This window comes from Streptomyces sp. NPDC050549 (assembly GCF_040655035.1).
Taxonomy (GTDB): domain Bacteria; phylum Actinomycetota; class Actinomycetes; order Streptomycetales; family Streptomycetaceae; genus Streptomyces.
The window spans coordinates 176,154-198,192 of sequence record NZ_JBFAJD010000005.1; the positions used below are offsets into that span (position 1 = coordinate 176,154).

The window sequence follows — 22,039 nt, forward strand, 5'->3', positions numbered from 1 at the left end:
TAACGTCCCCCACCACACACGTAAGGGGGACCCCCATGCCCGTCTCGGTCGTCCGCTTCAACCTCGTCGAACCCGGCGCCACCCCCGCCTCGCTGAGCGCCCGCTACCGGGCCGCCCTGGAGATGGCCGCGTACGCCGACGAGCACGGGATCACCACCGTGCAGACGGAGGAGCACCACGGCGTCGCCAACAACTGGCTGCCCTCACCCTTCGCCTTCGCGGGCGCGGTCTTCGGCGCGACCCGGCACATCGCGGTGACCGTCTCCGCGGTCATCGGCCCGCTGCACGATCCGCTCCGGCTGGCCGAAGACATCGCCGTACTCGACCTGTTGAGCGGCGGCAGGCTGGTGACCGTCGCCGGGATCGGCTACCGCCCTGAGGAATACGCCCAGTTCGACGTGGAGTGGAAGCAACGCGGCAGGCTCCAGGACGAGTTGCTGGAGACGGTCCTGAAGGCGTGGTCCGGCGAGGAGTTCGAGTACCGGGGCCGTACCGTACGGGTCACCCCTCGCCCGTTCTCCGACCCGCACCCCCTGCTGCTGGTCGGCGGCTCCTCCAAGGCCGCCGCACGCCGGGCCGCCCGGCTGGGTCTGCCCTTCTTCCCCAGCGCGCATCTGCCGGACCTGGAGGCGTACTACAAGGACCGGCTCGTCGAGTACGGCACCGAGGGCTGGACGATGATGCCGGGCCCGGAGACCCCGCTGCTGCACATCGCCGAGGACCCGGACCGGGCCTGGGCCGAGTACGGCGCGCACTTCCTGCACGAGGCGCGGACCTACGCCTCCTGGCAGTCCGGGGAGATCCGCTCGGCGGTGAAGTCGGGGGCCACCACCGTGGCCGAACTGCGCGCGGAGGGCGTGTACCGGATCCTCACGCCGGACCAGTGCGTGGCGCTGGGCCTCGACAATCTCGTACTGCATCCGCTGGCGGGCGGGATGCCGGTCGACGAGGGTTGGCGGAGCCTGCGGCTGTTCGCGGAGCGGGTGCTGCCGGTGCTCGGGGAGTGAGCACGGAGTGACTCTTACCCGTAACCGGTGGACCCGCAGGTCCACCGGTGGTCCACTGCGGTCATGACCTTGGCAGTGGATGTGTTCCTGCGTGACGCGGACGGCCAGTGGAACGTGCTCGACGTTCCGGAGGGATGCAACGACTCGGCAGGCTTCGAGAACTGGCGCGAGACCGTGTGGGGTTCGCCGGCCGTACGGTCGCTCGGTGCCACGTATCTACCTGTGCTGGCCTCCAGCGACCTGTACGTCGAGGCCTCGGACGTACCGGATTTCCTGCGCGAGGTCACGCTGCTGCGGGAGCATCTCGAAGCCGTCGCCGCGGCCGTGGGAGAGGCTCCCGACCTGGTCGGGAGCCGCCTGGACAACATCGAGTCGGCCGCCCTGCGCGCCCGGAAGATCGGCGGCGGCGTCCTCATCTGGTGAAACAGGGTTTCGGGGAGACGGGCGGCGGGGGATGGAGCCCGTCTCCCCGAGCTTGTGGGAGGGCCGGTCAGCCCATGTCCTCCAGCTTCTTGCCCTTCGTCTCCTTGACGAACTTCAGGACGAACGGGATGGAGAGCGCGGCGAAGACCGTGTAGATCACATAGGTCGCGGAGAGGTTCCAGTCGGCCAGCGACGGGAAGCTCGCGGTGATGGCCCAGTTGGCGATCCACTGTGCGGAGGCGGCGACACCGAGGGCGGCGGCGCGGATCCGGTTCGGGAACATCTCGCCGAGGAAGACCCAGACCACGACACCCCAGGACAGGGCGAAGAAGAGGACGAACACGTGGGCCGCGATCAGCGCGGTCCAGCCCTGCGCGGCGGGCAGCTTGCCGTCGACGAGGTCGTAGGAGAAGGCCCAGGCCTCCAGCGCGAGACCGACGGCCATGCCGACCGAGCCGATGAGGGCCAGCGGCCTGCGGCCGACGCGGTCCACGAAGATCATGGCGATCACGGTGCCGATGATGTTGATGATCGACGTCGTGAAGGAGTAGAAGAACGACTGCGTCGGGTCGACACCGACCGACTGCCACAGCGTCGAGGAGTAGTAGAACGCGACGTTGATGCCGACGAGCTGCTGGAAGGCCGAGAGGCCGATGCCGACCCAGACGATCGGCCTGAAGAAGAAGCCGCCACCACCGAGCAGGTCCTTGAAGGTCGACTTGTGCTCGCTCTTCATCGCCTGCTCGATCTCGGCGATGCGGGCGTCCAGGTCGATGTCGTCGCCCTCGACCTCACGGAGCACGTCGTGGGCGCGGGCCGGCTTGCCCGCGGAGATCAGGAAGCGCGGGGACTCGGGGATCGCGAAGGAGAGCAGGCCGTAGAGGACGGCCGGGACCACCATGACGCCGAGCATGACCTGCCAGGCTTCCAGGCCCATGAGCTTGCCGCGCTGGTCACCGTCGGCGGCGTTCAGCAGACCCCAGTTGACCAGCTGCGAGATCGCGATGCCGATGACGATCGCGGCCTGCTGGAAGGAGCCGAGCCGGCCACGGTAGGCGGGCGGGGAGACCTCGGCGATGTAGGCGGGGCCGATGACGGAGGCCATGCCGATGGCGAAGCCGCCGATGATCCGCCAGAAGGCGAGGTCCCAGAGCGCGAAGGGCAGCGCCGAACCGACGGCGGAGATGGTGAACAGCACGGCGGAGATCTGCATACAGCGGATACGGCCGATGCGGTCCGCCATCCGGCCGGCGGTCGCCGCGCCGATGGCACAGCCGATCAGGGCGATCGCGATGACCTGCGCCAGGAGCGTGGAGCCCACGTCGTAACGGTCCCGGATCGCCTCCACGGCACCGTTGATCACGGAACTGTCGTAGCCGAAGAGGAAGCCGCCCATCGCGGCCGCCGCCGCGATGAAGATGACGTGCCCGAGATGTTCGGGATGAGCCGACCCGGCTCCCGACTGTGATGTCTGCGCAGTGCTGGTCACGTATGACTCCTGAGGCCACCGGCGTCGCTGCCGGGGTGGGGGGCGACCCTTCCAGTGGCGCACAGCTTGCCGCTGCCCACCACCTGAAGGTAAAAGCAACGCTGAAGAGACTATGTCTTCAAGTTTCGAAGTCAATAGGGGGTCCCGTGTGAAACTGAACCCCACAGGGGCAGCAATACGTTCAAGACTTGAACGATCGATGAAGGTCTAGCGGAGGCGCTGAGAGATGACCTTCGACACCCCGTCGCCCTGCATGGAGACGCCGTACAACGCGTCGGCGACCTCCATCGTGCGCTTCTGGTGGGTGATCACGATCAGCTGCGAGGCCTCCTGCAGCTCCTGCATGATCCGGATCAGCCGCTGCAGGTTGGTGTCGTCGAGCGCCGCCTCGACCTCGTCCATCACATAGAACGGACTGGGCCGCGCCTTGAAGATCGACACCAGGAGCGCTACGGCCGTGAGGGACCGCTCCCCGCCGGAGAGCAGGGAGAGCCGCTTGACCTTCTTGCCGGGCGGGCGGGCCTCCACATCCACCCCCGTGGTCAGCATGTTGTCGGGATCGGTCAGGATCAACCTGCCCTCGCCGCCCGGAAACAGTCTGCTGAAGACACCCTCGAACTGAATGGCCGTGTCCCGGTACGCCTCGGTGAAGACCTGCTCGACGCGCTCGTCGACCTCCTTAACCACTTGAAGCAGGTCGGCGCGGGTCTTCTTCAGGTCCTCCAACTGCTCGCTGAGGAACTTGTGCCGCTCCTCCAGCGCCGCGAACTCCTCCAGCGCGAGGGGGTTGACCTTTCCCAGCTGCTGGTACGCCCGCTCGGCCGACTTGAGCCGCTTCTCCTGCTCCGCGCGGTGGAAAGTACGGGGCTGGTTGCGCGGGTCCTCCGGGTCCTCGGGCAGCACCTCGCCCTCGGCGGCGAGCGAGGGCGGCACGAGCTGATGCGGCCCGTACTCCTCGATCAGCCCCGCCGGCTCCACCCCCAACTCCTCCAGCGCCTTGGTCTCCAGCTGCTCGATCCGCATCCGCTTCTCGGCACCGAGCACCTCACCGCGGTGCACCGAGTCGGTCAGCTTGTCGAGCTCGCCCTTGAGGTCGCGCCCCTGGTTGCGGGCGGCGGTCAGCTCCTGCTCCCGCCGCGCCTTGGCGGCATCGGCGGCGGTCCGTTCCTCGTCGGCACGGCCGAGGGACACCTCGACATGCGCGAGGAGTTGCCGAGCCCCGAAGGCGACGGCCTCCGCCACAGCGGCCTCGTGCCGCAACCGCGCGAGCCGCTGCTCCGCCCGCGCACGTGCCTCCCGCTCCGCGCGGGCCGCGCGGTCGAGGGAATCGGCCCGCCCGGCAAGCCCCTTGACCCGCTCCTCGTGCGTACGGACCTGAAGCCGCGCCTCCATCTCGGTCTGCCGGGCATTGGCCCCGTCAGCGGCAAGCCGGTCCCGCACGGAGGTATCGGGCTCCTCCTCGACCGGCATCTCCTCGGCCACAACCAGCCGTTCGGCCAGCACTTCAGCCTCTTCCACGGCCTTGTCGAGCGCCTCCTGCGCCCGTGCGGCGGCAGCGGCGGATCGTTCCGCCTCACCCGCGGCCCCGCGTGCCTGCCCTGCGAGCCGTCCCAACTGCTGTGCCACAGCCGACTTCTCGCGCTCTGCCGCCCGGCGCCGCTCCCCCAACTCCTCGACCAGCGCGGCACATTCCTTGCGGCGCTCGGCCGCGGCCTGCCGGGCGCCGGTCAACTCCTCGCAGCGGACGGCCAGTTCTTCCAGCTCGGCGGCGGCTTCGTCCACGGAGGCCTGGACTTCGAGAAGGCTGGGGGCGCCTGCGGAGCCGCCGTGGGCGAAGTGGGCGCCGAGGAGGTCGCCTTCGGCGGTTACCGCGGTCAACTCGGGGTGCGTGTATACGAGTTGTTCCGCGGCTTCGAGGGTGTCCACTACGACGATGTTGTGGAGGAGGCGGCGGATGGCGGGCATGAGGTCGGCGGGGGCGCGGACGAGGCCTGCCGCGAAGGGTCGTTGAGCGTCTGCGGGCTCGTCGTGGCTGGTCGCGCAGTTCCCCGCGCCCCTATGGGGGGCGTCAGTGGACGGTGTTGAAGGGGCCGGGTCTCCTGCCAGTAGCAGAGCTGCCCTGCCTCCATCCTGCTTGCGCAGCAGGCGGATTGCGTCGGCCGCCGACGACGGGGTCGTCACCGCGATCGCGTCCGCCGCCGCGCCGAAGGCTGCTGCCAGGGCGACCTCGTGGCCCGGGGTCACCGTCAGCAGTTCCGCCGCCGGGCCGAGGATTCCGGTGAGGCGGTCCTGGGCGCCGAGCAGTATGCCCGTGCCGTCCTTGCGGCGCAGGCCCAGTGCCAGTGCGTCGCGGCGGGCCTGGGTGGCGGCGCGCTGGCGTTCCGCCGTGGTCGCCGCCTCGCGGGCGGCGGACTGGGCGGCTTCCGCCTCCGACAGTGCGGCCCGGGCCGCCTTGTGCTGCTCGGAGAGTTCCTCGTCGCCCGCGTCGAGGCCGTCGACCTCGGCCTGGAGAGTCTCGTACTCCTGCTGTGCGGTGACCGCACGCTCCTGGGCCTCGTCGCGGGCGGAGGTGAGGCGGTCGATCTCGGCCTGGGCGGAGGCGGCGCGCGAACGGGCCGCGTTGACCTGGCCGTTGAGCCGGGCGAGGCCCTCGCGGCGGTCGGCGATGGACCGGGCGACGTCCTTCAGCCGCCTTTCCTCGGCGGCGAGTTCACGCTCCAGTTCGGAGCGGTGGGCGACCGTGTCCTCCAGAGCGTGTTCGGCCGCCTCCAGAGCCGCTTCGAGCTCGGCCTCCTGCTCCCGGATCCGGGCGGCCTCGCGCTCCATGTCCTCGGGGTCACGGCCGCGCCGTTCTTCGGGGGGCGCCGAGGTCGCGCTCTTCACGCGGGCGTCGGCCAGCGAGATCGTGCCGCGTACCCGCTCGGCCAGCTGGGACAGCTCGTACCAGGTCTGCTGGGCGCGCTGGAGGCGCGGGATGAGCTGGCGTACCTCGTCCTCCAGGAGCCCTTCGCGCTGGAGGGCCTTGCGCAACTCCAGTTCGGCGGCTTCCTTGCGTTCCTTGAGCGCGGCCTCGTCGGCGATCTCGGTGTTCAGCGCCTGGCGCAGCCGTACGAGATCGTCGGCGAGCAGGCGCAGGCGGGCGTCGCGCAGGTCGGCCTGGATGACGGCGGCCCGGCGGGCGACCGCCGCCTGGCGGCCAAGGGGCTTGAGCTGTCTGCGGAGTTCGTCCGTGAGGTCCTGCACGCGCGCGAGGTTGGCCTGCATCGCGTCCAGTTTCCGCAGCGCCTTCTCCTTGCGCTTGCGGTGCTTGAGGACGCCCGCCGCCTCCTCGATGAAGGCGCGGCGGCCCATGGGGTCGGCGTGCAGCACGGAGTCGAGCTGGCCCTGGCCGACGATGACGTGCATCTCGCGGCCGATGCCGGAGTCGGAGAGGAGTTCCTGGATGTCGAGGAGGCGGCAGGTGTCGCCGTTGATCTGGTACTCGCTGCCGCCGTTGCGGAACATGATCCGCGTGATGGTGACCTCGGCGTACTCGATGGGCAGCGCCCCGTCGGAGTTGTCGATGGTCAGGGACACCTCGGCGCGGCCCAGCGGGGGGCGGCCGGTGGTGCCGGCGAAGATGACGTCCTCCATCTTGCCGCCGCGCAGCGACTTGGCGCCCTGTTCGCCCATGACCCAGCTGAGCGCGTCCACCACATTGGACTTGCCCGAGCCGTTCGGACCGACGACGCACGTGATCCCCGGCTCGAACCGGAGCGTGGTCGCCGAGGCGAACGACTTGAACCCCCGCAGGGTCAGGGCCTTGAGGTGCACGCCGCTGGACTCTACCTTCCGCTGCTCGCTCTCTCCATGAACGTCCGGTTCCCCGCGGTTTCGCCCTTGAACGTGCAGGGCACACCAAACGTTAAAGAGGGTGGAGGCTTGCGGGGGAAAGAAAGAAGGGACGCCGAAGCGTCCCTTGCAAACTCTGACAACTTAGCGGTTGATGCAGGCCGCCCAACCACTGCTTGTCATGATGCGGTGCAGTGATCAGGTGAGCGCGGGCTCCGCCTGGCGTGCGTCGAGCTCGAGAAGCGAATCGTGAGTTGCGGCAGCCGTCAGCGCGTCGTTCTCTTCCTGGATCCGTACGAGTTCGGATTCCAGGTCCTGGACGCGCTGCTGGAGCCGTCGCATCTCGGCGAGGAGTCGCGGGTCAGAGCCGCCGACGTAACCGAGAAGCGCCTTTGCCATGATGGATGGTCCTCCACACTGAGTGACCGACCGAAGCGGTGTGGGTCGTGAGGGAATCGCACCCGCGATGCTTGACACACTCGAGGGTTGCTCTGCTGTTCTTCCATGCCAAACAGCTAAGGTGCGCGGGGTTTTCAGCGTCTCACCAAAATGTTTGACGGTCAACACGATCACGCCCCGTATTGGCGGGCAACCCGGGGGTACGCGGCCCTGACCGGGCGGCGCTGCGACTCCTGCGGGGCCTCACGGGGATGGCGATCATCCTTAGGTGCGGAGCCTGCCAGAGCTAGCCGTTCTTGGCAACCACCAGGCCGTTTCCGCCGTGGACAGGTGCCGGTGGCATGTCCCTCCGCTTCTACCGGGGCCCCTTTACACCTTTTCGGAGAATGTGCTCAGCGGATCGCGAAGCCGTCGTAGCCACCCCGAGGTGTGTCCCAGATCTCGGTGACGCCATCCACGCGCCCGGGCGTGTCGTGACCCCGGAGCCAGTCGAGGAGTCCTTCGCAGCCCTCGCGCGATCCCTCCGCAACCACTTGCACGCGTCCGTCGCCCAAATTGAGAGCAAAACCACTCAGGCCCCCGATCTCCAGAGCTTTGGCACGGGTAAACCACCGAAAACCCACACCTTGCACACGCCCTCGCACCCAGGCGACCAACCGCACATCCTCGCTCATGGCTGCAACCTAACCGGCCAATGTCTCTCCGGACACTTGCTCCCCACCCGCCATGCGGTACCGTCCGCCCCAATGAATCTCATATGAAACTCACTCGATCGAGTGAGCTGGGTCACCGCACGGACGAGTTGACCGCAAGGACGAAAGGCAAGGACATGGGACGCCACCGACGCTCCGCCGCCGGCCGCGCCGCCACGAGCCGCGCCACGGGGGTCACGGAGACGCACGGCTCATACACGAGCGGCTACGACCCGCACGATTCGTACGACTGGAACGACCGCTCCGACCGGAACGACCGCTTCGACTGGAACCCGGCGGACGGCTCCACCATCGGCATGGCGCCCTATCTGCACCCGGAGGGGCCCGCCGAGTTCCACCCGAGCCACCAGGCTCACACGAGTCACCAGCCTCAGGCGCACCACGAGGTGCCTCCGAAGTCCGAGGCCCGGCTGCGGGCCGAGTCCCGTCTGAAGGCCGACACCCGGCTGAAGAGCGAGGCCTACCTCTTCGCCAGCGAGGAGGACTACGCCGTGGTCTTCCCCGAGGCGGCGGGCGTCTCCTCCCGGGGTGACGGCTCACGCCCGGGCCGTGGACGCCGTCGTAAGCGCAAGAGCGTGACGCCGGTCAAGACGGGCCTGCTCGGGGTCTCCGCCGCCGTCGCCATCGGCACGGTCGCGGTCGCCGCGGGTGCCGTGCCGGGGCTGGACAACTACAAGCTCGGCGGCGGCAACAGCGACAAGGTGCAGGCCGCGGGCTCGCCGTCCAACTCGGCGACCGAGCAGGGCGGCACCTCCGGCAGCGCGGAGTCCCGCGACTCCGGCTCGTCCACGAGCCGTGACGCGAACCGCCCGGCCTCCCCGTCGGCGGCTCCGACCAAGTCCGCCACGGCTCCCGCCACCAAGGCCCCGGCGAAGAAGCCGGCGGCCACCCCGACCGAGGAGCCGACGACCTCGACTCCCTCGGCGAAGCCCACCCCGGCGCCGACGCAGTCCGCCGACACTCCGGTGGCCGTCTCCGCGGCGGCCGCCGCCGAGGCCGAGGTGCTCAAGCTCGTCAACGAGCAGCGGGCGATCGCCGGCTGCACCCCGGTGGCCGCCAACAGCTCGCTGACCACACTGGCCGAGAACTTCAGCCAGCAGATGGCCGACCAGGACTTCTTCGACCACACCGACCCCAGCGGGGCCACCCCGTGGGACCGGGCGGAGAAGCTCGGCATCACCAACCTCGGCGGCGAGAACATCGCCCGCGGCCAGGCGGACGCCGCCGCGGTCATGGACGCCTGGATGAACAGCCCCGGCCACAAGGCCAACATCCTGAACTGCGACTTCAAGACCCTGGGCGTCGGTGTGCACTTCGGTACCGGTGGCCCGTGGTGGACGCAGGACTTCGGGTACTAGTCCGACCGGCCGGAACAGGGAGCGCTAACCAACGGTTAGTGCTCCCTTCTGGTTAGCGCTGCGTTCGCGTACGCTGAAGAAATGGACACCACCCAGGAGCGTACGGAGGAGCAGAACTTTCCGTACAGCGTGTTCGCCAAGGCCTGCCCCTCCCGGGCCACCCTGGAGCACGTCACGGGCCGCTGGGGCGGACTCACCCTGTGCGCGCTGCACGAGGGCTCGCTGCGCTTCAACGAGCTGCGACGGCGGGTCGACGGCGTGAGCGAGAAGATGCTCTCGCAGACCCTGCACGCGCTGGAGCGCGACGGCCTGGTGCACCGCGAGGCCCAGCCGACGAACCCGCCCCGCGTGGACTACGAACTGACCCCGCTCGGACACGGCGTCGCCGAACGCCTGATGGGACTCGTCGACTTCGTGGAGTCCCGCATGGGCGACGTCCTCGCGGCCCGCACGCACTACGACGAAACGCGCGGCGGTCTGTAGACGCAGACCGTGCGAGACGTCAACCGCGCGGCGGCCGCTGGCACTTCGGGCAGAAGTAGCTCGACCGGTTCATCCACGCCTGCCGCCTCATCGGCGTACCGCAGCGCCGGCACGGCAGGCCCTCGCGGCCGTACGCGTCGAGCGAGCGGTCGAAGTAGCCCGACTCCCCGTTCACGTTGACGTACAGGCTGTCGAAACTGGTGCCGCCCACGGAGAGGGCCGCGTTCATCACATCCCGTGCGTGGCCCAGGAGTTCGGCGGTGCGCGGGCGGGTGAAGGTCGCGGTCGGGCGTTCGTAGTGGACTCGGGCCCGCCAAAGGGCCTCGTCCGCATAGATGTTGCCGACACCGCTGATCAACGACTGGTCGAGCAGGGCCCGTTTGATGGTCGTGCGCTTGCGGCGCAGGGACTGGTGGAACAACTCGTCGTCGAACAAGGGGTCCAGGGGGTCACGAGCGATGTGCGCGATGACGTCCGGCAGCCCGTCCGGGGTGGTGTCGTGCAACGACAGCCCGCCGAAGGTGCGTTGGTCGACGAAGCGGAGTTCGGTACCGAGGGTGTCGGCGAACCGGACCCGGATGCGCAGGTGCTTCTCGTCGGGGAACTCGTGCTGCTGGACGAGGAGTTGACCGCTCATCCCGAGGTGGGCCAGCACCGCCTGGTGGGTGTCCTCCAACGGCAGCCACAGATACTTGCCGCGCCGGCTGGGCGTGCCGATGCGATGCCCCTTGAGCCGGTGCGCGAAGTCGTCGGCGCCGGCGACATGGCGTCGTACCGCACGCGGATGCAGCACCTCGGCGTCGGCGACGGTGCGCTGGGCGACCCAGCGCTCCAGACCCCGCCGGACGACCTCGACCTCGGGCAACTCGGGCATGGCATCCCCTGTGGTGACGGGTGAATGAGCCGAGCGCCCGCCCCACTCGGGGACGGGCGCTCGGGTCGCACTGTTCGGTCAGGCGGAGGCCGACGACTGGTCGGCGTTCTCCTCGGCAGGCTGCTCCGCGGCCTCGGCGGCGGTTTCGGCGGCCTGTTGTTCGGCCGTCTCCTTCGCCTTCTTGGCGCGCTCGTCCGCGTCGGCCCGGATGGACCGCCAGGCGGACTCGGCGGCCTGCTGCTCCGCCTCCTTCTTGCTGCGGCCGGTGCCGGTGCCGTACGAGACGCCTCCGACGCGGGCGGCAGCAGTGAAGGTCTTCTCGTGATCGGGGCCGGTCTCCGTGACCAGGTACTCGGGGACACCGAGCCCCTCGGTCGCGGTGAGCTCCTGGAGACTGGTCTTCCAGTCCAGGCCGGCGCCGAGGTTCGAGGACTTCTCGATCAGCGGGTCGAACAGGCGGTGCACCAGTTCGGAGGCCGCGTCGAGGCCCTGGTCGAGATAGACCGCGCCGATCACCGCTTCAAGGGTGTCGGCGAGGATGGACGCCTTGTCCCGGCCACCCGTGCCCTCTTCGCCCCGGCCGAGCCGGATGAAGGAGCCGAGTTCCAGACCGCGACCGACCTCCGCCAGCGCACGAGAGTTGACCACCGCGGCCCGCAGCTTGGCCAGTTGGCCTTCGGGCAGGTCGGGGTGGGTGGTATACAGCGTGTCCGTGACGACGAGGCCGAGCACGGAGTCCCCGAGGAACTCCAGCCGCTCGTTCGTCGGCAGACCGCCGTTCTCGTACGCGTACGAACGGTGGGTCAGCGCACGCACCAGAAGGGCGGACTCGAGGTGATACCCGAGCCGCCCTTCCAACAGCGTGTGGGACGAGGCCGTGTCCGCCTGTTTCTTGGCGACTGAGTCCGCCTTGACGTCAGACATGGAGCCTCTCACCAGCCGCTCAGACCTCGAGGACCTGGCGCTTGTTGTACGTGCCGCAAGACGGGCACGCGATGTGCTGCTGCTTGGGCTCGTGGCAGCGCTCGCACGCAACCAGAGGGGTGACCGCAGCCTTCCACTGCGACCGGCGGTGGCGCGTGTTGCTGCGCGACATCTTCCGCTTCGGAACAGCCACGGCTACTTCTCCTGCTTCTCGTTGGCGCGCGCCGGTCGGGGCGCCTCGCCACTGATCTCGTCCTTCTCGCCGTCTTCGAGTGAACCGGCGAGTCCCTGCAGTGCCGCCCAACGGATGTCGACGGCGTCATGGTGGTGGTCCGGGTCGTCCGCGAGCCGCGCTCCGCACTCGGAGCACAGGCCCGGACAGTCGTCCTGGCACACCGGCTGCATCGGCAGTGCGAGCACCACCGCATCGCGCAGCACGGGTTCGAGGTCGAACAGGCCGTCCTCGATGAAGAGCCTGTCCTCGTTTTCTGCGGATTCCTCGGCGTCGCCGACCGGTTCCGCTTTCACACGGCCACGGTCGTCGGCGTCAGGGTACGAGAACATCTCCTGGAATTCCGCTTCGAGCGACAGCTCAAGCGGCTCCAGACACCTTACGCACTCCCCCTTGGCCTGTGCACGGGCGGTGCCTGTGACAAGCACCCCTTCCATGACCGACTCAAGGCGGAGGTCGAGCTTCACCGGGGCGCCTTCCGGCACTCCGATGACTCCCTGGATCCCGAGATCCTTGGGAGCGTCGATCGAACGGGTCAGGCGCTGCAGCGCACCAGGACGCCGCCCCAGCTCGTGAGTGTCGAACACGAGAGGGTTGCGGTGGTCGAGGCGGGCGTTCAGAGCCATTCCTGTCTTTCGGTCTGCTGAGCTCAAGGAGCGCTGCCCTTCGGTGCTTCCGGGCAGCGTTGATCGCGGACGTACACGCGACCGAAGAGCCAGGATACTGGACCTTTCGCTCACGGCCCAATCCGGTGGTCCCTTACAGGCCCCGGCCCTGCTCGTACGCCCGCAGCTGCTCCGCGCTGATCATCCCGGTGTCGAAGAGACTGGTCTCGTCGAGCGCGTAACCCTGCTGAGCCTGCTGTGCTTGCGGGTCGAGCTGGGCCTGCTGCATCTGGTTCGGGTCGTACACGGGCTGCTGGCCGGTGTCGTAGCCCTGGTAGGCGTACGGGTCGGCCTGCTGGTAGCCGTAGAGGTCCTGCTGCTGGGGCTGGGCGTACTGCTGCTGGTAGCCGTACTGGTCCTGCTGCTGGCCGGTCTGCTGGTAGTCGTAGGCCGCCTGCGGGGCGTAGTCCTGCTGCTCGGGCTGGACCGGGGTGTTCGAGACCGGGGTGTCCGTGACGGTCGCGAGGTCGGCCAGGTAGTCGGCGTCGCTGGTGTGCTGGACCTGGTTGCCGTCGTCGTCGAAGGCGAGGGCGCCGAGGTCGTCGCTGGCGATCCGGCCGTGCAGCTTCTGCCGGCCCTTGCCCACGGCCTCCAGGGTCTTGGCGAGGACCGCCTCGAAGGCGCCGAGCTTGACGTCCACGTACGCGTCGGCGTCGCGGCGCAGGGTCTCCGGGTCGTGGCTGCGCTCGGGGGCGTCCTCGTCCTCGTAGCCCTGGTCGTCGATGCCGGGCCCGGTACCGAGCAGCTTCTCGCGGCCTCGCCCCACCGACCCGAGGGTCTTGGTGAGGACGACCTCGAAGTTGGCGAGCTTGGAGTCGACGTAGTCGTCGGCCTCCGCGCGGACCTCCTCGGCCTCCTGGCGGGCCTCGGCGAGGATGCGGTCCGCCTCGTTCTGCGAGCGGCGGGCGACCTCGGTGTCGGAGATCAGCGAACCGCGCTCGGCGTGCGCGGCCTGGATGATCCGCTCGGCCTCCTGGCGGGCCTGCTCGACCATCTCGTGCCGGCCGCCGATCAGCTCCTGTGCCTCGGCCAGCGAGTCGGGCAGTGCCGCGCGCACCTCTTCGAGCATGGCGAGCAGCTCGGCGCGGTTGACCACGCAGGAAGCCGACATGGGCATGGACCGGGCGCTGGAGACCGAGGCGACGATCTCGTCGAGCTTCTTCTGCACGTCCACCGTGTGCTCGCCACTCTCTACCGACGTGTTGGAGACGGACGGGTCGACTGTACGACCACTCCCGTCCCGCCCGACACCGGGTGACGCACAGTCAGTCCCTCAGGCCTTGCCGATACGGCCCTTGAGCGCGTCCAGGACCACCGGCGGCACCAGGTGGGAGATGTCGCCGCCCCAGGTCGCGACCTCCTTGACCAGCGAGGACGACAGGAAGCTGTAGGTGGGGCTGGTCGGGATGAACAGGGTTTCGACGCCCGAGAGTCCGTTGTTCATCTGGGCCATCTGCAACTCGTAGTCGAAGTCGCTGACCGCGCGCAGGCCCTTGACGATGGCGGGGATGTCGCGCTGCTTGCAGTAGTCGACGAGCAGGCCGTGGTAGGCCTCGACCTGGACGTTGCCGAACTCGGTGGTGACCTCGCGGATCAGTTCGATCCGCTCGTCGACGGTGAACAGGCCCTTCTTCGACTGGTTGATCATCACGACGACGTGCACGACGTCGTACAGCCGGGAGGCACGGGCGATGATGTCGAGGTGTCCATTGGTGATGGGGTCGAAGGACCCCGGACAAACAGCGCGGCGCACTTGATTTCCCTCGCTCTCCGGTCCGGTCATCGTGCGTCTTCGCACGTAGAGGCGGCGCGACCGTACCAAAAGGTCCCCTCGCCGTAACGACGGGCCCGGATCCCCTCAAAACCGTCCGGCCACCCGAATTCACCGCCCCTGGTGCTGCGCTCCACGGTGACGAGAGCGTCCGGCGCGAGCCAGCCCCCCGACCGGAGTGTGAGGAGAATCTCCCGAAGATCGTGATCTGCGACAACATATGGCGGATCGAGGAAGACGATGTCGTACGGCTCCGCCGGCGCCGACGTCCGGACGACCTGTTCGGCCTTGCCCGCCCTGACCTCGGCGCCGGGGAGACCGACGTTCTTGACGTTCTCCCTGATGACCCGGGCGGCCTTGGCGTCGGCCTCGACGAGGAGGGTGTGGCTCGCGCCGCGCGACAGGGCTTCCAGGCCTACGGCGCCTGAGCCCGCGTAGAGGTCCAGGACCCGTTCGCCGCTCAGGGGGGCGCCGAGAAGGGACTGCCAGGTGGAGAAGAGGCCTTCGCGTGCGCGGTCGGAGGTGGGGCGGGTGCCGGTGCCCGGCGGCACGGCGAGTCGACGTCCGCCGGCTTCGCCGGCGATCACGCGGGTCATCTTTGGTCCTTGTTCGTGGGTCAGTGCAGGTTCAGTGTGGCTGGTCGCGCCCACGCGGCGGTAGCCGCATATGGAGTACAGCCCCGCGCCCCTGGATTCATCCCCCTCAGCCCTTTTCCAAGTACTGCTCCCTCTCCTCGTCCAGCAACGCGTCCAGTGCTACACGCAGGCCGGGGAGACGCTCCAACTCGGGATCGGCCGCGACCACCGCCGTCGCCTCCTCCCTCGCCTCCGCGATGACCTCCTCGTCCTCGATGACGGACAGCACCCGCAGAGACGTACGGGCGCCGGACTGCGCCTGTCCCAGTACGTCGCCCTCCCTCCGCTGCTCCAGGTCGATGCGGGAGAGCTCGAAACCGTCGAGGGTCGAGGCGACGGAGTTGAGGCGCTGGCGGGCGGGGCTGGCCTCGGGCATCTCGCTGACCAGGAGACAGAGACCGGGGGCGGAACCACGGCCGACTCGGCCCCGCAGCTGGTGGAGCTGGGAGACACCGAAGCGGTCCGCGTCCATGATCACCATCGCCGTGGCGTTGGGCACGTTGACGCCGACCTCGATGACCGTGGTGGCGACCAGGACGTCGGTGTCCCCGGCGGCGAAGCGGCGCATCACGGCGTCCTTGTCGTCGGGGTGCATACGGCCGTGCAGCACCTCGATCCCGAGGCCCTGGAGGGGGCCCTTGGCGAGCTGGGCTGCCACGTCGAGGACGGCGAGCGGTGGGCGCTTCTCGGCCTCGTCCTCGGCGGACTTCTTCTTGCCGGCCTTCTTGGGGTCGTCCTCCTCGTCGCCGATGCGTGGGCAGACGACGTAGGCCTGATGGCCGTTGCCCACTTCCTCGCGCACCCGCTCCCAGGCGCGGGCCAGGAAGTGGGGTTTGTCGGCGGCGGGGACGACATGGCTGGCGATGGGCGAGCGGCCGGCCGGGAGCTGGTCCAGGACCGAGGTCTCCAGGTCGCCGAAGACCGTCATGGCGACCGTGCGCGGAATGGGCGTGGCGGTCATGACGAGGAGGTGCGGAGGCTGTTTGCCCTTGCCGCGCAGGGCGTCGCGCTGCTCGACGCCGAAGCGGTGCTGTTCGTCGACGACGACCAGGCCGAGGTCGTGGAACTGCACCTTGTCCTCGATCAACGCGTGCGTGCCGATCACGATCCCGGCCTCGCCGGTGACGAGGTCCAGAAGTGCCTGGCGGCGGGCGGCCGTCCCCATGGACCCGGTGAGGAGGGTGACCTTCGTGGCCCGCTCGGCCCCGCCCAGCATCCCGCCCTCGGCCAGCTCGCCCATCATCTCGGTGATGGAACGGTGATGCTGCTGCGCGAGCACTTCGGTGGGCGCGAGCATCGCGGCCTGACCGCCGGCGTCGACGACGGCGAGCATGGCTCGGAGGGCCACCATTGTCTTCCCGGATCCGACCTCCCCCTGCAGCAGTCGATGCATCGGATGCTCGGTCGCCAGGTCGTCGAAGATCTCCCTGGACACCTTCAGCTGGCCGTCCGTGAGAGTGAAGGGGAGGCGGTCGTCGAAGGCGGTGAGGAGGCCGTCGGGGGACGGTTTGCGGGCCACTGCCGGGAGTTGGGCGTCGGTGTGGCGGCGGCGGGCCAGGGCGACCTGGAGGACGAAGGCCTCGTCCCACTTGAGGCGGTCGCGGGCGGCGGCGATGTCCGCCTTGGTGTGGGGGCGGTGGATCTTGAGGAGGGCTTCCGGGAGGGGGACCAGGCCGCGGCCCTCGCGGAGGGAGTCCGGGAGCGGGTCGACGGCCTCCTGGGCGCTGGGCAGGGCTGTCTGGAGCGCCTTGCCGATCTTCCAGGACTCCAGTTTGGCGGTGGCGGGATAGATGGGGATCAGGGTGCCCGCCCAGGTCTCGACCGTCTCCTCGGCGTCGCCCTTCAGCAACTCGTATGCCGGGTGGGCGAGTTGCAGACGGCGGTTGAAGACGGAGACCTTGCCGGCGAACATCGCGCGGGTGCCCGGCAGCAGTTCCTTGTGGGGCTTGTGAACTCCCGAGCCGAAGAAGACGAGTTGGAGCCGGCCGCTGCCGTCCGTGATCGTGACTTCGAGTCGCTGGCCCTTGCCCCGGGGGGCTTTGCTGGACGCGAAGGTGTGCAGCCGGGCGTCGGCGACCTGGGCGACCACGGTGACGTGCTCGTCCATCGGCAGCTCGGCGAGGTGCGTGAGCTGGCCGCGCTCCTCGTATCTGCGCGGGTAGTGGTGCAGGAGGTCGCCCACGGTGTGCAGGCCGAGATGCTCGGCCATCACCTTCGCGGTGGCGGGGCCGAGCACTGTTTTCAATGGCTGTTCCAGTGGTTCTTCCAGTGCGGGCACGAGATCCATTGCACACCACGCCACTGACAATGCCGTATACGTCTCCCGAAACCCCTGGTCAGGCGGGTCGTTCGGGCCTAGGATGACGCGCTCCGGCCATCCCCCGCGGTCACCGCCTCACAGGGACCGCCCGACCCTCGCGCCGTTCGCACCTCCCCCCACCTCGGCGCTGCGACGATGGACTCCCAGACCTCACAGTCATCACAGGCATCCCAGTCACCTCACACGTTCCAGGTCGACCTGCGCGGTCTGGTGGACCTGCTCTCCCATCACCTCTACTCAAGCCCCAAGGTCTATCTGCGCGAGCTGCTGCAGAACGCCGTGGACGCGATCACCGCGCGCCGGGCCGAGCAGCCCGACGCCCCCGCCCTGGTGCGGCTGTACGCCGAGGGCGGCACCCTGCGCGTCGAGGACTCCGGTGTCGGGCTCACCGAGGCGGACGTGCACAACCTCCTCGCGACCATCGGCCGTAGCTCCAAGCGCGCCGACGGACTCCAGGAGGTCCGCTCGGAGTTCCTCGGGCAGTTCGGCATCGGGCTGCTCGCCTGTTTCGTGGTCGCCGAGCGGATCCGGGTCGTCAGCCGCAGCGCCCGTACGCCGGAGGCGCCGCCCGTGGAGTGGACGGCGGCGGACGACGGGTCGTACACCGTGCGGACCCTGCCCGACACCGAGCGTCCCGAACCGGGCACCACCGTCCACCTGGTGGCGCGCGCCGGGGCCGCCGAGTGGCTCACCAAGGAGCGGGTCCTCGCTCTGGCGCGGGACTTCGGGGCGCTGCTGCCGTACGACGTGCGGGTGGACGGTGAGGCGATCACCGATCTGCCGGCGCCCTGGGACCGGCCGTATCCGAGTCCCGGCGCCCGGCGGGTGGCGCTGGCCCGGCACTGTCACGAGCTGTTCGGGTTCACGCCGCTGGACTCGATCGAGCTGTCCGTGCCGCTCGCCGGGATCCGCGGGGTCGCCTATGTGCTGCCGTCGGCGGTGAGCCCGGCGCAGCGTGCCACGCACCGGGTGCATCTCAAGGGCATGCTGCTGACCGAGCGGGCCGAACAGCTGCTGCCCGACTGGGCGTTCTTCGTGCGCTGTGTGCTGGACACGGACAGTCTGCGGCCCACGGCCTCGCGCGAGTCGCTGTACGAGGACGAGACGCTGGCCGCCGTGCGGGAGGCGCTGGGGGAAAGGATTCGCTCCTGGCTGACCGGGCTCGCCGCGGGCGATCCGGAGCGGCTGGCCGCGTTCCTGTCGGTGCACCACCTGGGGGTGAAGTCCCTGGCACGGCACGACCCGGAGATGCTGCGCACGATGCTGCCGTGGCTGCCCTTCGAGACGACCGACGGACGGGTCTCCCTGGAGGAGTTCGCGCAGCGCCACCCGGTGGTGCACTTCACGCGGACCGTGGAGGAGTACCGGCAGGTCGCCCCGATCGCGTCCGCGCAGGGCATCGGGGTGATCAACGGCGGCTACACGTACGACGGCGAACTGGTCGAGGCGCTGCCGTCGGTGCGCCCGGGGACGGTGGTCGCCGAGCTGGACTCGGACACCGTGACCGCGCACCTGGACTCGGTCGACCCGGCCGAGGAGCTGGCGCTGGCGGACTTCCTGTCCGCCGCGCGGGCCAAGCTGGACCCCCTGGGCTGCGATGTCGTACTGCGGGCCTTCCATCCGCTGTCGGTGCCAGCGCTGCACCTGGACGACCGGTCGGCGCGGCACGAGCAGGCCCGCGCGGAGGCCGAGGAGCAGGCCGACGACCTGTGGGCGGGCATCCTGGGCTCGCTGCGGGGCAGCGCCCCCCGCGCGCGCCTCGTGCTGAACCATCTCAACCCGCTGATCCGGCGCATCAGTTCACTCAGGGACCGGGACCTGATCGGGACGGCCACGGAGTCGCTCTACGGGCAGGCGCTCCTGATGGCGCAGCGACCCCTGCGCCCCGCCGACTCGGCACTGCTGAACCGGGCGTTCATCGGCCTCCTGGAGTGGGCCACACACGGGGAGGGCGACCACTGATGACAGGGATCACGGACTTCGACGCGCTGCGCCGGGCGATGGCCGAGAACTCCGAGGAGCCGGAGGGACCGGCCCGCAACGCGCGCGCGGAGCAACTGCTCGCCGAGGCCGAGAAGCTGGACATCCCGCTCGCGGTGATCGAGGCGCTCGGGCACCAGCTGAAGGTCTACAACTACAGCTCCGAGAAGGACAAGATGTTCGTCCCCTTCGCGCGCCTGCTGCGCATGTGGGACGAACGCCCGGAGGACTTCGACGAGTACGAGATCCACTCGCTGCACTGGGTCTTCAAGTGGATGTCGTCCGGGATGCTCGGCCAGCCGCACATCCCGCTCGCGTCGATCGAGAAGTGGCTCGCCGAGATGGAACACCGCTACCGGCTGGCCGGGCACTCCGAACGGGCCGTCCGCAGCGCCGAGTTCAGCGTCGCCTCGCACATCGGGGATGTGGCACGGGCCGAGCGTGCCTACGCCGCGTGGCTGGCCGCCGACCGGGACACCATGGCCGACTGCCACGCGTGCGAGCTGCACAGCCAGGGCGAGTGGCAGGTGGAGCGGGGGCGGGACGCCGAGGCCCTCGACCTGTGGGGTCCGGTCCTGGAGGGCGAGTTCACCTGCGCCCACGAACCGCACACCGTCCTCGCGTCCTCCCTGGCCCCCCTGCTGCGCCTGGGGCGGCCCGAGGAGGCGCGCGCCCATCACCTGCGGGGTTTCCGGCTCGTACGGCCCATGGAGAGCATGCGGGGCGCGTACGCGGACCATGTGGAGTTCTGCGCGCTGAGCGGCAACGAGGCGCGCGGTCTGGAGCTGCTGGCGGAGCGTCCGGCGTACTTCACGGACTCCGGGAACCCGCGCAGCGGGCTGGAGTTCCTGTCCGCGGTGACGCTGCTGATGGACCGGCTGACGGAGCTGGGACTGGGCGACCAGCAGGTGCCGGGACCGGCCGGCCGCGCCTGGACGGCACGTGAACTCGCCGCCCACGCGCGCGTGGAGACCCTCGCGCTGGCCGCCCGCTTCGACGAACGCAACGGCACGACCCATGTCGGCGACCGGGCACGTGCGCGCATGGGTCAGCGTCCCCTGGTGGAGCGGCTGCCCCTGGGAGTGCGTTCGGCGGGCCGGCCGGCCACCGCACCGGTGACCGTTCCCGCCCCCGAACCGGCCCCGGAGAAGGACCTCTCCGCACTGCTCGCGGAGGCGCGGCGACTCTCGGACACCCTGCAACCGCACGCCGTGGAGGCCTGGTTGGCCGTCGCCCGGGCCGCCGAGGGCGTCGAGCTGGCCGCTCTCGACCGCGCCGAGATCGCCGACCACCAGGCGATGGACCAAGGCCCCGACGGCATCGCCCTCTTCGAGCGCGCCGCCGAGCTGTACGCCGAGGCGGGCGACCCCGGGGAGGCGTTGGCGGCACGCGCGCGTGGAGCGTACGTACGCGCTCTCACCGGCGAGGTCGACAAGGCCCTCGCGGCGATCGCCGAGCCGTACGACGGGGTGCTCGCCCTGTACGCCGAGGGCGCCACGGGCGTACGGCAGACGGCGGGCGTGCTGATGAGCCGGGCACGCGTCCTGATGCGGGCCGTGCACGAGGACCCCTCGGGCGACTCCCCCGACGGCGAGGTCCTGGCCGCCGCCGAGGCCGCCGTCCGGGAGGTGCTGGCCCTGGTCGACGGGCTGCCCCTCCCGGGTGGCGAGGCCGATGTCCGGCTGGCCGCCCGGGGCGCCGAGGGGCAGGCGATGCTGGCCGAACTCTCGGTGCGGACCGGGGACCTGGAGACGGCCGTACGGCTGTTCGCGAAGGCCTCGGCGGCTTTCGTGGACGCGGGGCTGCCGTGGTTCGCGGTGGAGTACGAGGCCCGGTCGGCCGGGCTCGCCCATCACCTCGGGGACATCGCGGAGGCGGAGCGGGCGTTGCGGGCCGCCCTGGAGCACGGTGGGCCGTACCTGGAGGCACCCGGGCGGGCGCAGCTGCACCTCCAGCTCGCCGAGGTGCTCGGCGGCCGGGGCCGGCCCCAGGAGGCGGCGGAGCACGCACTGGAGGCCGCGCACTGGTCCGACGAGGCGGGCGAGGGCCCGACGCTGGGCGCCTGGGCACGGCACCAGCTGGGCGGCTTCCTGCTGCGTCAGGGCCGGTGGGCCGAGGCCGCTGAGGTGCTGGAGTCGGCGCTGCCCGACCTGAGCGCCGAGACGCACGGCGACGGCGCGGTCGTGCAGACGAAATGGTGGCTCGGGGACTGTCTGAGCGAGCTGGGCGAGCACCGCGCGGCGGCCGAACGGCGGTTGCAGGCGGCCGAGATCGCCCGGCACTGGCCCGAGCAGCACGACCACGCGACGCTCGCCCATCTCGCCGCCGAGTCCCTGGGCAACGCGGGGCTGCACGCCGAGGCGGACCAGGCGTACACGCGCGCGGGCGACCTGTGGCGGTCCCTGGGGAACGTGCACGGGCTCGTGCGTTCGCTGCGTGCCCGGGCCTGGCTGGCGTTGCGCGCGGACCCGGCGGACCGGGGCCTGGACGAAGCCCGGGAGCTGATGGCGGCCGCGATCCAGGAGTGCGAGGCGGCCCTGCTGGTGACGGACGACGAGGAGGCGCGGCAGCGGCTCACCGGTGAACTCGGCCACACGCACCGCCAGTTCGGCGAGCTGCTGGCCCGTTCGGTCGCCGAGGAGGCCGAGGACACCGCGATCCAGGGCGCGTTCGAGGACGCCCTGACGCAGACCGCGGAGGCCGTCGCCGTCTTCGCCGCCCTCGGGGACGGCGCCGTGCACACCCGCACCGCCGCCGAACTCGCCGCGGGCTGGCTGGAGGCGGACCTCAGCCGTCCCGGCGACGCGGCGGCACGCGCGCGTGGCGTGCTGAAGGCCTACGAGGGTGCCGACGACGGCGACGAGACGGTACGGGCCCGTCGCGCGGAGGCGGAGCAGCTGCTCCAGCTGATGGAGGAGCAGACGGAGAAGTAGCC

At 70.1% G+C, this 22,039-nt stretch carries 18 protein-coding genes; 6 read left to right on the forward strand and 12 right to left on the reverse strand.

The genetic code is table 11. From position 1 onward, the window contains the following. Nucleotides 1–35 precede the first annotated feature (35 nt). Nucleotides 36–1,007, forward strand: coding sequence for an LLM class flavin-dependent oxidoreductase (locus AB0I51_RS10480; protein ID WP_362973410.1), 972 nt, complete (start codon nucleotides 36–38; stop codon nucleotides 1,005–1,007). Nucleotides 1,008–1,070: 63 nt separating this feature from the next. Continuing rightward, nucleotides 1,071–1,430, forward strand: a complete 360-nt coding sequence (locus AB0I51_RS10485; RefSeq protein ID WP_362973412.1) for a hypothetical protein — start codon at nucleotides 1,071–1,073, stop codon at nucleotides 1,428–1,430. A gap of 67 nt (nucleotides 1,431–1,497) precedes the next feature. Here AB0I51_RS10485 and AB0I51_RS10490 read toward each other — a convergent pair whose 3' ends face one another. The 4 genes from AB0I51_RS10490 to AB0I51_RS10505 all read right to left on the reverse strand — a co-directional run bounded on the left by AB0I51_RS10490 (nucleotide 1,498) and on the right by AB0I51_RS10505 (nucleotide 7,823). Then, a complete protein-coding gene (locus tag AB0I51_RS10490) occupies nucleotides 1,498–2,919 on the reverse strand; it encodes a sugar porter family MFS transporter (protein ID WP_362973414.1) in 1,422 nt (473 codons plus the stop codon). Between the two features lie 207 nt (nucleotides 2,920–3,126). Beyond that, nucleotides 3,127–6,732, reverse strand: coding sequence for a chromosome segregation protein SMC (smc, locus tag AB0I51_RS10495; RefSeq protein ID WP_362973416.1), 3,606 nt, complete (start codon nucleotides 6,730–6,732; stop codon nucleotides 3,127–3,129). A gap of 216 nt (nucleotides 6,733–6,948) precedes the next feature. Continuing rightward, nucleotides 6,949–7,149, reverse strand: coding sequence for a hypothetical protein (locus AB0I51_RS10500; protein WP_019068749.1), 201 nt, complete (start codon nucleotides 7,147–7,149; stop codon nucleotides 6,949–6,951). 392 nt (nucleotides 7,150–7,541) lie between these two features. Next, complete coding sequence (locus AB0I51_RS10505; RefSeq protein ID WP_026178551.1) at nucleotides 7,542–7,823, reverse strand: acylphosphatase; 282 nt, start codon at nucleotides 7,821–7,823, stop codon at nucleotides 7,542–7,544. 155 nt (nucleotides 7,824–7,978) lie between these two features. Here AB0I51_RS10505 and AB0I51_RS10510 point away from each other — a divergent pair, with 155 nt between their 5' ends. Continuing rightward, nucleotides 7,979–9,220, forward strand: coding sequence for a CAP domain-containing protein (locus AB0I51_RS10510; protein ID WP_362973419.1), 1,242 nt, complete (start codon nucleotides 7,979–7,981; stop codon nucleotides 9,218–9,220). Nucleotides 9,221–9,301: 81 nt separating this feature from the next. Further along, nucleotides 9,302–9,703 carry a helix-turn-helix domain-containing protein gene (locus tag AB0I51_RS10515; RefSeq protein WP_362973421.1) on the forward strand — a complete coding sequence of 134 codons (402 nt, stop codon included), beginning with the start codon at nucleotides 9,302–9,304 and terminating at the stop codon, nucleotides 9,701–9,703. 19 nt (nucleotides 9,704–9,722) lie between these two features. Here AB0I51_RS10515 and mutM read toward each other — a convergent pair whose 3' ends face one another. From mutM to recG, 8 genes are all read right to left on the reverse strand, one after another. Further along, nucleotides 9,723–10,577 (reverse strand): bifunctional DNA-formamidopyrimidine glycosylase/DNA-(apurinic or apyrimidinic site) lyase, encoded by an 855-nt coding sequence (mutM, locus tag AB0I51_RS10520; protein WP_362973423.1) that lies wholly within the window; start codon nucleotides 10,575–10,577, stop codon nucleotides 9,723–9,725. Between the two features lie 78 nt (nucleotides 10,578–10,655). After that, complete coding sequence (gene rnc, locus AB0I51_RS10525; RefSeq protein ID WP_362973425.1) at nucleotides 10,656–11,513, reverse strand: ribonuclease III; 858 nt, start codon at nucleotides 11,511–11,513, stop codon at nucleotides 10,656–10,658. Between the two features lie 7 nt (nucleotides 11,514–11,520). Beyond that, a complete protein-coding gene (gene rpmF, locus AB0I51_RS10530; RefSeq protein ID WP_015657589.1) occupies nucleotides 11,521–11,694 on the reverse strand; it encodes a 50S ribosomal protein L32 in 174 nt (57 codons plus the stop codon). 2 nt (nucleotides 11,695–11,696) lie between these two features. Next, nucleotides 11,697–12,359, reverse strand: coding sequence for a YceD family protein (locus AB0I51_RS10535; RefSeq protein ID WP_362973661.1), 663 nt, complete (start codon nucleotides 12,357–12,359; stop codon nucleotides 11,697–11,699). 133 nt (nucleotides 12,360–12,492) lie between these two features. After that, complete coding sequence (locus AB0I51_RS10540) at nucleotides 12,493–13,572, reverse strand: ATP synthase F0 subunit B (protein ID WP_362973427.1); 1,080 nt, start codon at nucleotides 13,570–13,572, stop codon at nucleotides 12,493–12,495. 99 nt (nucleotides 13,573–13,671) lie between these two features. After that, nucleotides 13,672–14,151, reverse strand: coding sequence for a pantetheine-phosphate adenylyltransferase (gene coaD / locus AB0I51_RS10545; RefSeq protein ID WP_362973429.1), 480 nt, complete (start codon nucleotides 14,149–14,151; stop codon nucleotides 13,672–13,674). A gap of 26 nt (nucleotides 14,152–14,177) precedes the next feature. Then, the gene (gene rsmD / locus AB0I51_RS10550) at nucleotides 14,178–14,765 is read right to left on the reverse strand and encodes a 16S rRNA (guanine(966)-N(2))-methyltransferase RsmD (protein ID WP_362973431.1); all 588 of its coding nucleotides are present in this window, start codon (nucleotides 14,763–14,765) and stop codon (nucleotides 14,178–14,180) included. A 106-nt stretch (nucleotides 14,766–14,871) separates the two neighbouring features. Then, nucleotides 14,872–17,091: an ATP-dependent DNA helicase RecG gene (recG, locus tag AB0I51_RS10555; protein ID WP_362973433.1), complete on the reverse strand. Its 2,220-nt coding sequence runs from the start codon at nucleotides 17,089–17,091 to the stop codon at nucleotides 14,872–14,874. 168 nt (nucleotides 17,092–17,259) lie between these two features. Between recG and AB0I51_RS10560 the strand changes: the two genes are divergently transcribed. Next, on the forward strand, nucleotides 17,260–19,086 hold the full coding sequence (locus tag AB0I51_RS10560; protein ID WP_362973435.1) for an HSP90 family protein: 1,827 nt from the start codon (nucleotides 17,260–17,262) through the stop codon (nucleotides 19,084–19,086). Further along, nucleotides 19,086–22,037 (forward strand): tetratricopeptide repeat protein, encoded by a 2,952-nt coding sequence (locus tag AB0I51_RS10565; protein WP_362973437.1) that lies wholly within the window; start codon nucleotides 19,086–19,088, stop codon nucleotides 22,035–22,037. Before AB0I51_RS10560 ends, AB0I51_RS10565 begins: the two co-directional genes overlap by 1 nt. The last annotated feature ends 2 nt before the right edge of the window (nucleotides 22,038–22,039 follow it).

What these genes read in the sequence shown, in the direction of transcription:
- AB0I51_RS10480 (WP_362973410.1), top strand. Translation starts at nt 36, where the DNA reads ATGCCCGTCTCGGTCGTCCGCTTCAACCTCGTCGAACCCGGCGCCACC.
- AB0I51_RS10485 (WP_362973412.1), top strand. Translation starts at nt 1,071, where the DNA reads ATGACCTTGGCAGTGGATGTGTTCCTGCGTGACGCGGACGGCCAGTGG.
- AB0I51_RS10500 (WP_019068749.1), bottom strand. Translation starts at nt 7,149, where the DNA reads ATGGCAAAGGCGCTTCTCGGTTACGTCGGCGGCTCTGACCCGCGACTC.
- AB0I51_RS10505 (WP_026178551.1), bottom strand. Translation starts at nt 7,823, where the DNA reads ATGAGCGAGGATGTGCGGTTGGTCGCCTGGGTGCGAGGGCGTGTGCAA.
- AB0I51_RS10510 (WP_362973419.1), top strand. Translation starts at nt 7,979, where the DNA reads ATGGGACGCCACCGACGCTCCGCCGCCGGCCGCGCCGCCACGAGCCGC.
- AB0I51_RS10515 (WP_362973421.1), top strand. Translation starts at nt 9,302, where the DNA reads ATGGACACCACCCAGGAGCGTACGGAGGAGCAGAACTTTCCGTACAGC.
- mutM (WP_362973423.1), bottom strand. Translation starts at nt 10,577, where the DNA reads ATGCCCGAGTTGCCCGAGGTCGAGGTCGTCCGGCGGGGTCTGGAGCGC.
- AB0I51_RS10535 (WP_362973661.1), bottom strand. Translation starts at nt 12,359, where the DNA reads ATGGCTCTGAACGCCCGCCTCGACCACCGCAACCCTCTCGTGTTCGAC.
- rsmD (WP_362973431.1), bottom strand. Translation starts at nt 14,765, where the DNA reads ATGACCCGCGTGATCGCCGGCGAAGCCGGCGGACGTCGACTCGCCGTG.
- recG (WP_362973433.1), bottom strand. Translation starts at nt 17,091, where the DNA reads ATGGATCTCGTGCCCGCACTGGAAGAACCACTGGAACAGCCATTGAAA.
- AB0I51_RS10560 (WP_362973435.1), top strand. Translation starts at nt 17,260, where the DNA reads ATGGACTCCCAGACCTCACAGTCATCACAGGCATCCCAGTCACCTCAC.
- AB0I51_RS10565 (WP_362973437.1), top strand. Translation starts at nt 19,086, where the DNA reads ATGACAGGGATCACGGACTTCGACGCGCTGCGCCGGGCGATGGCCGAG.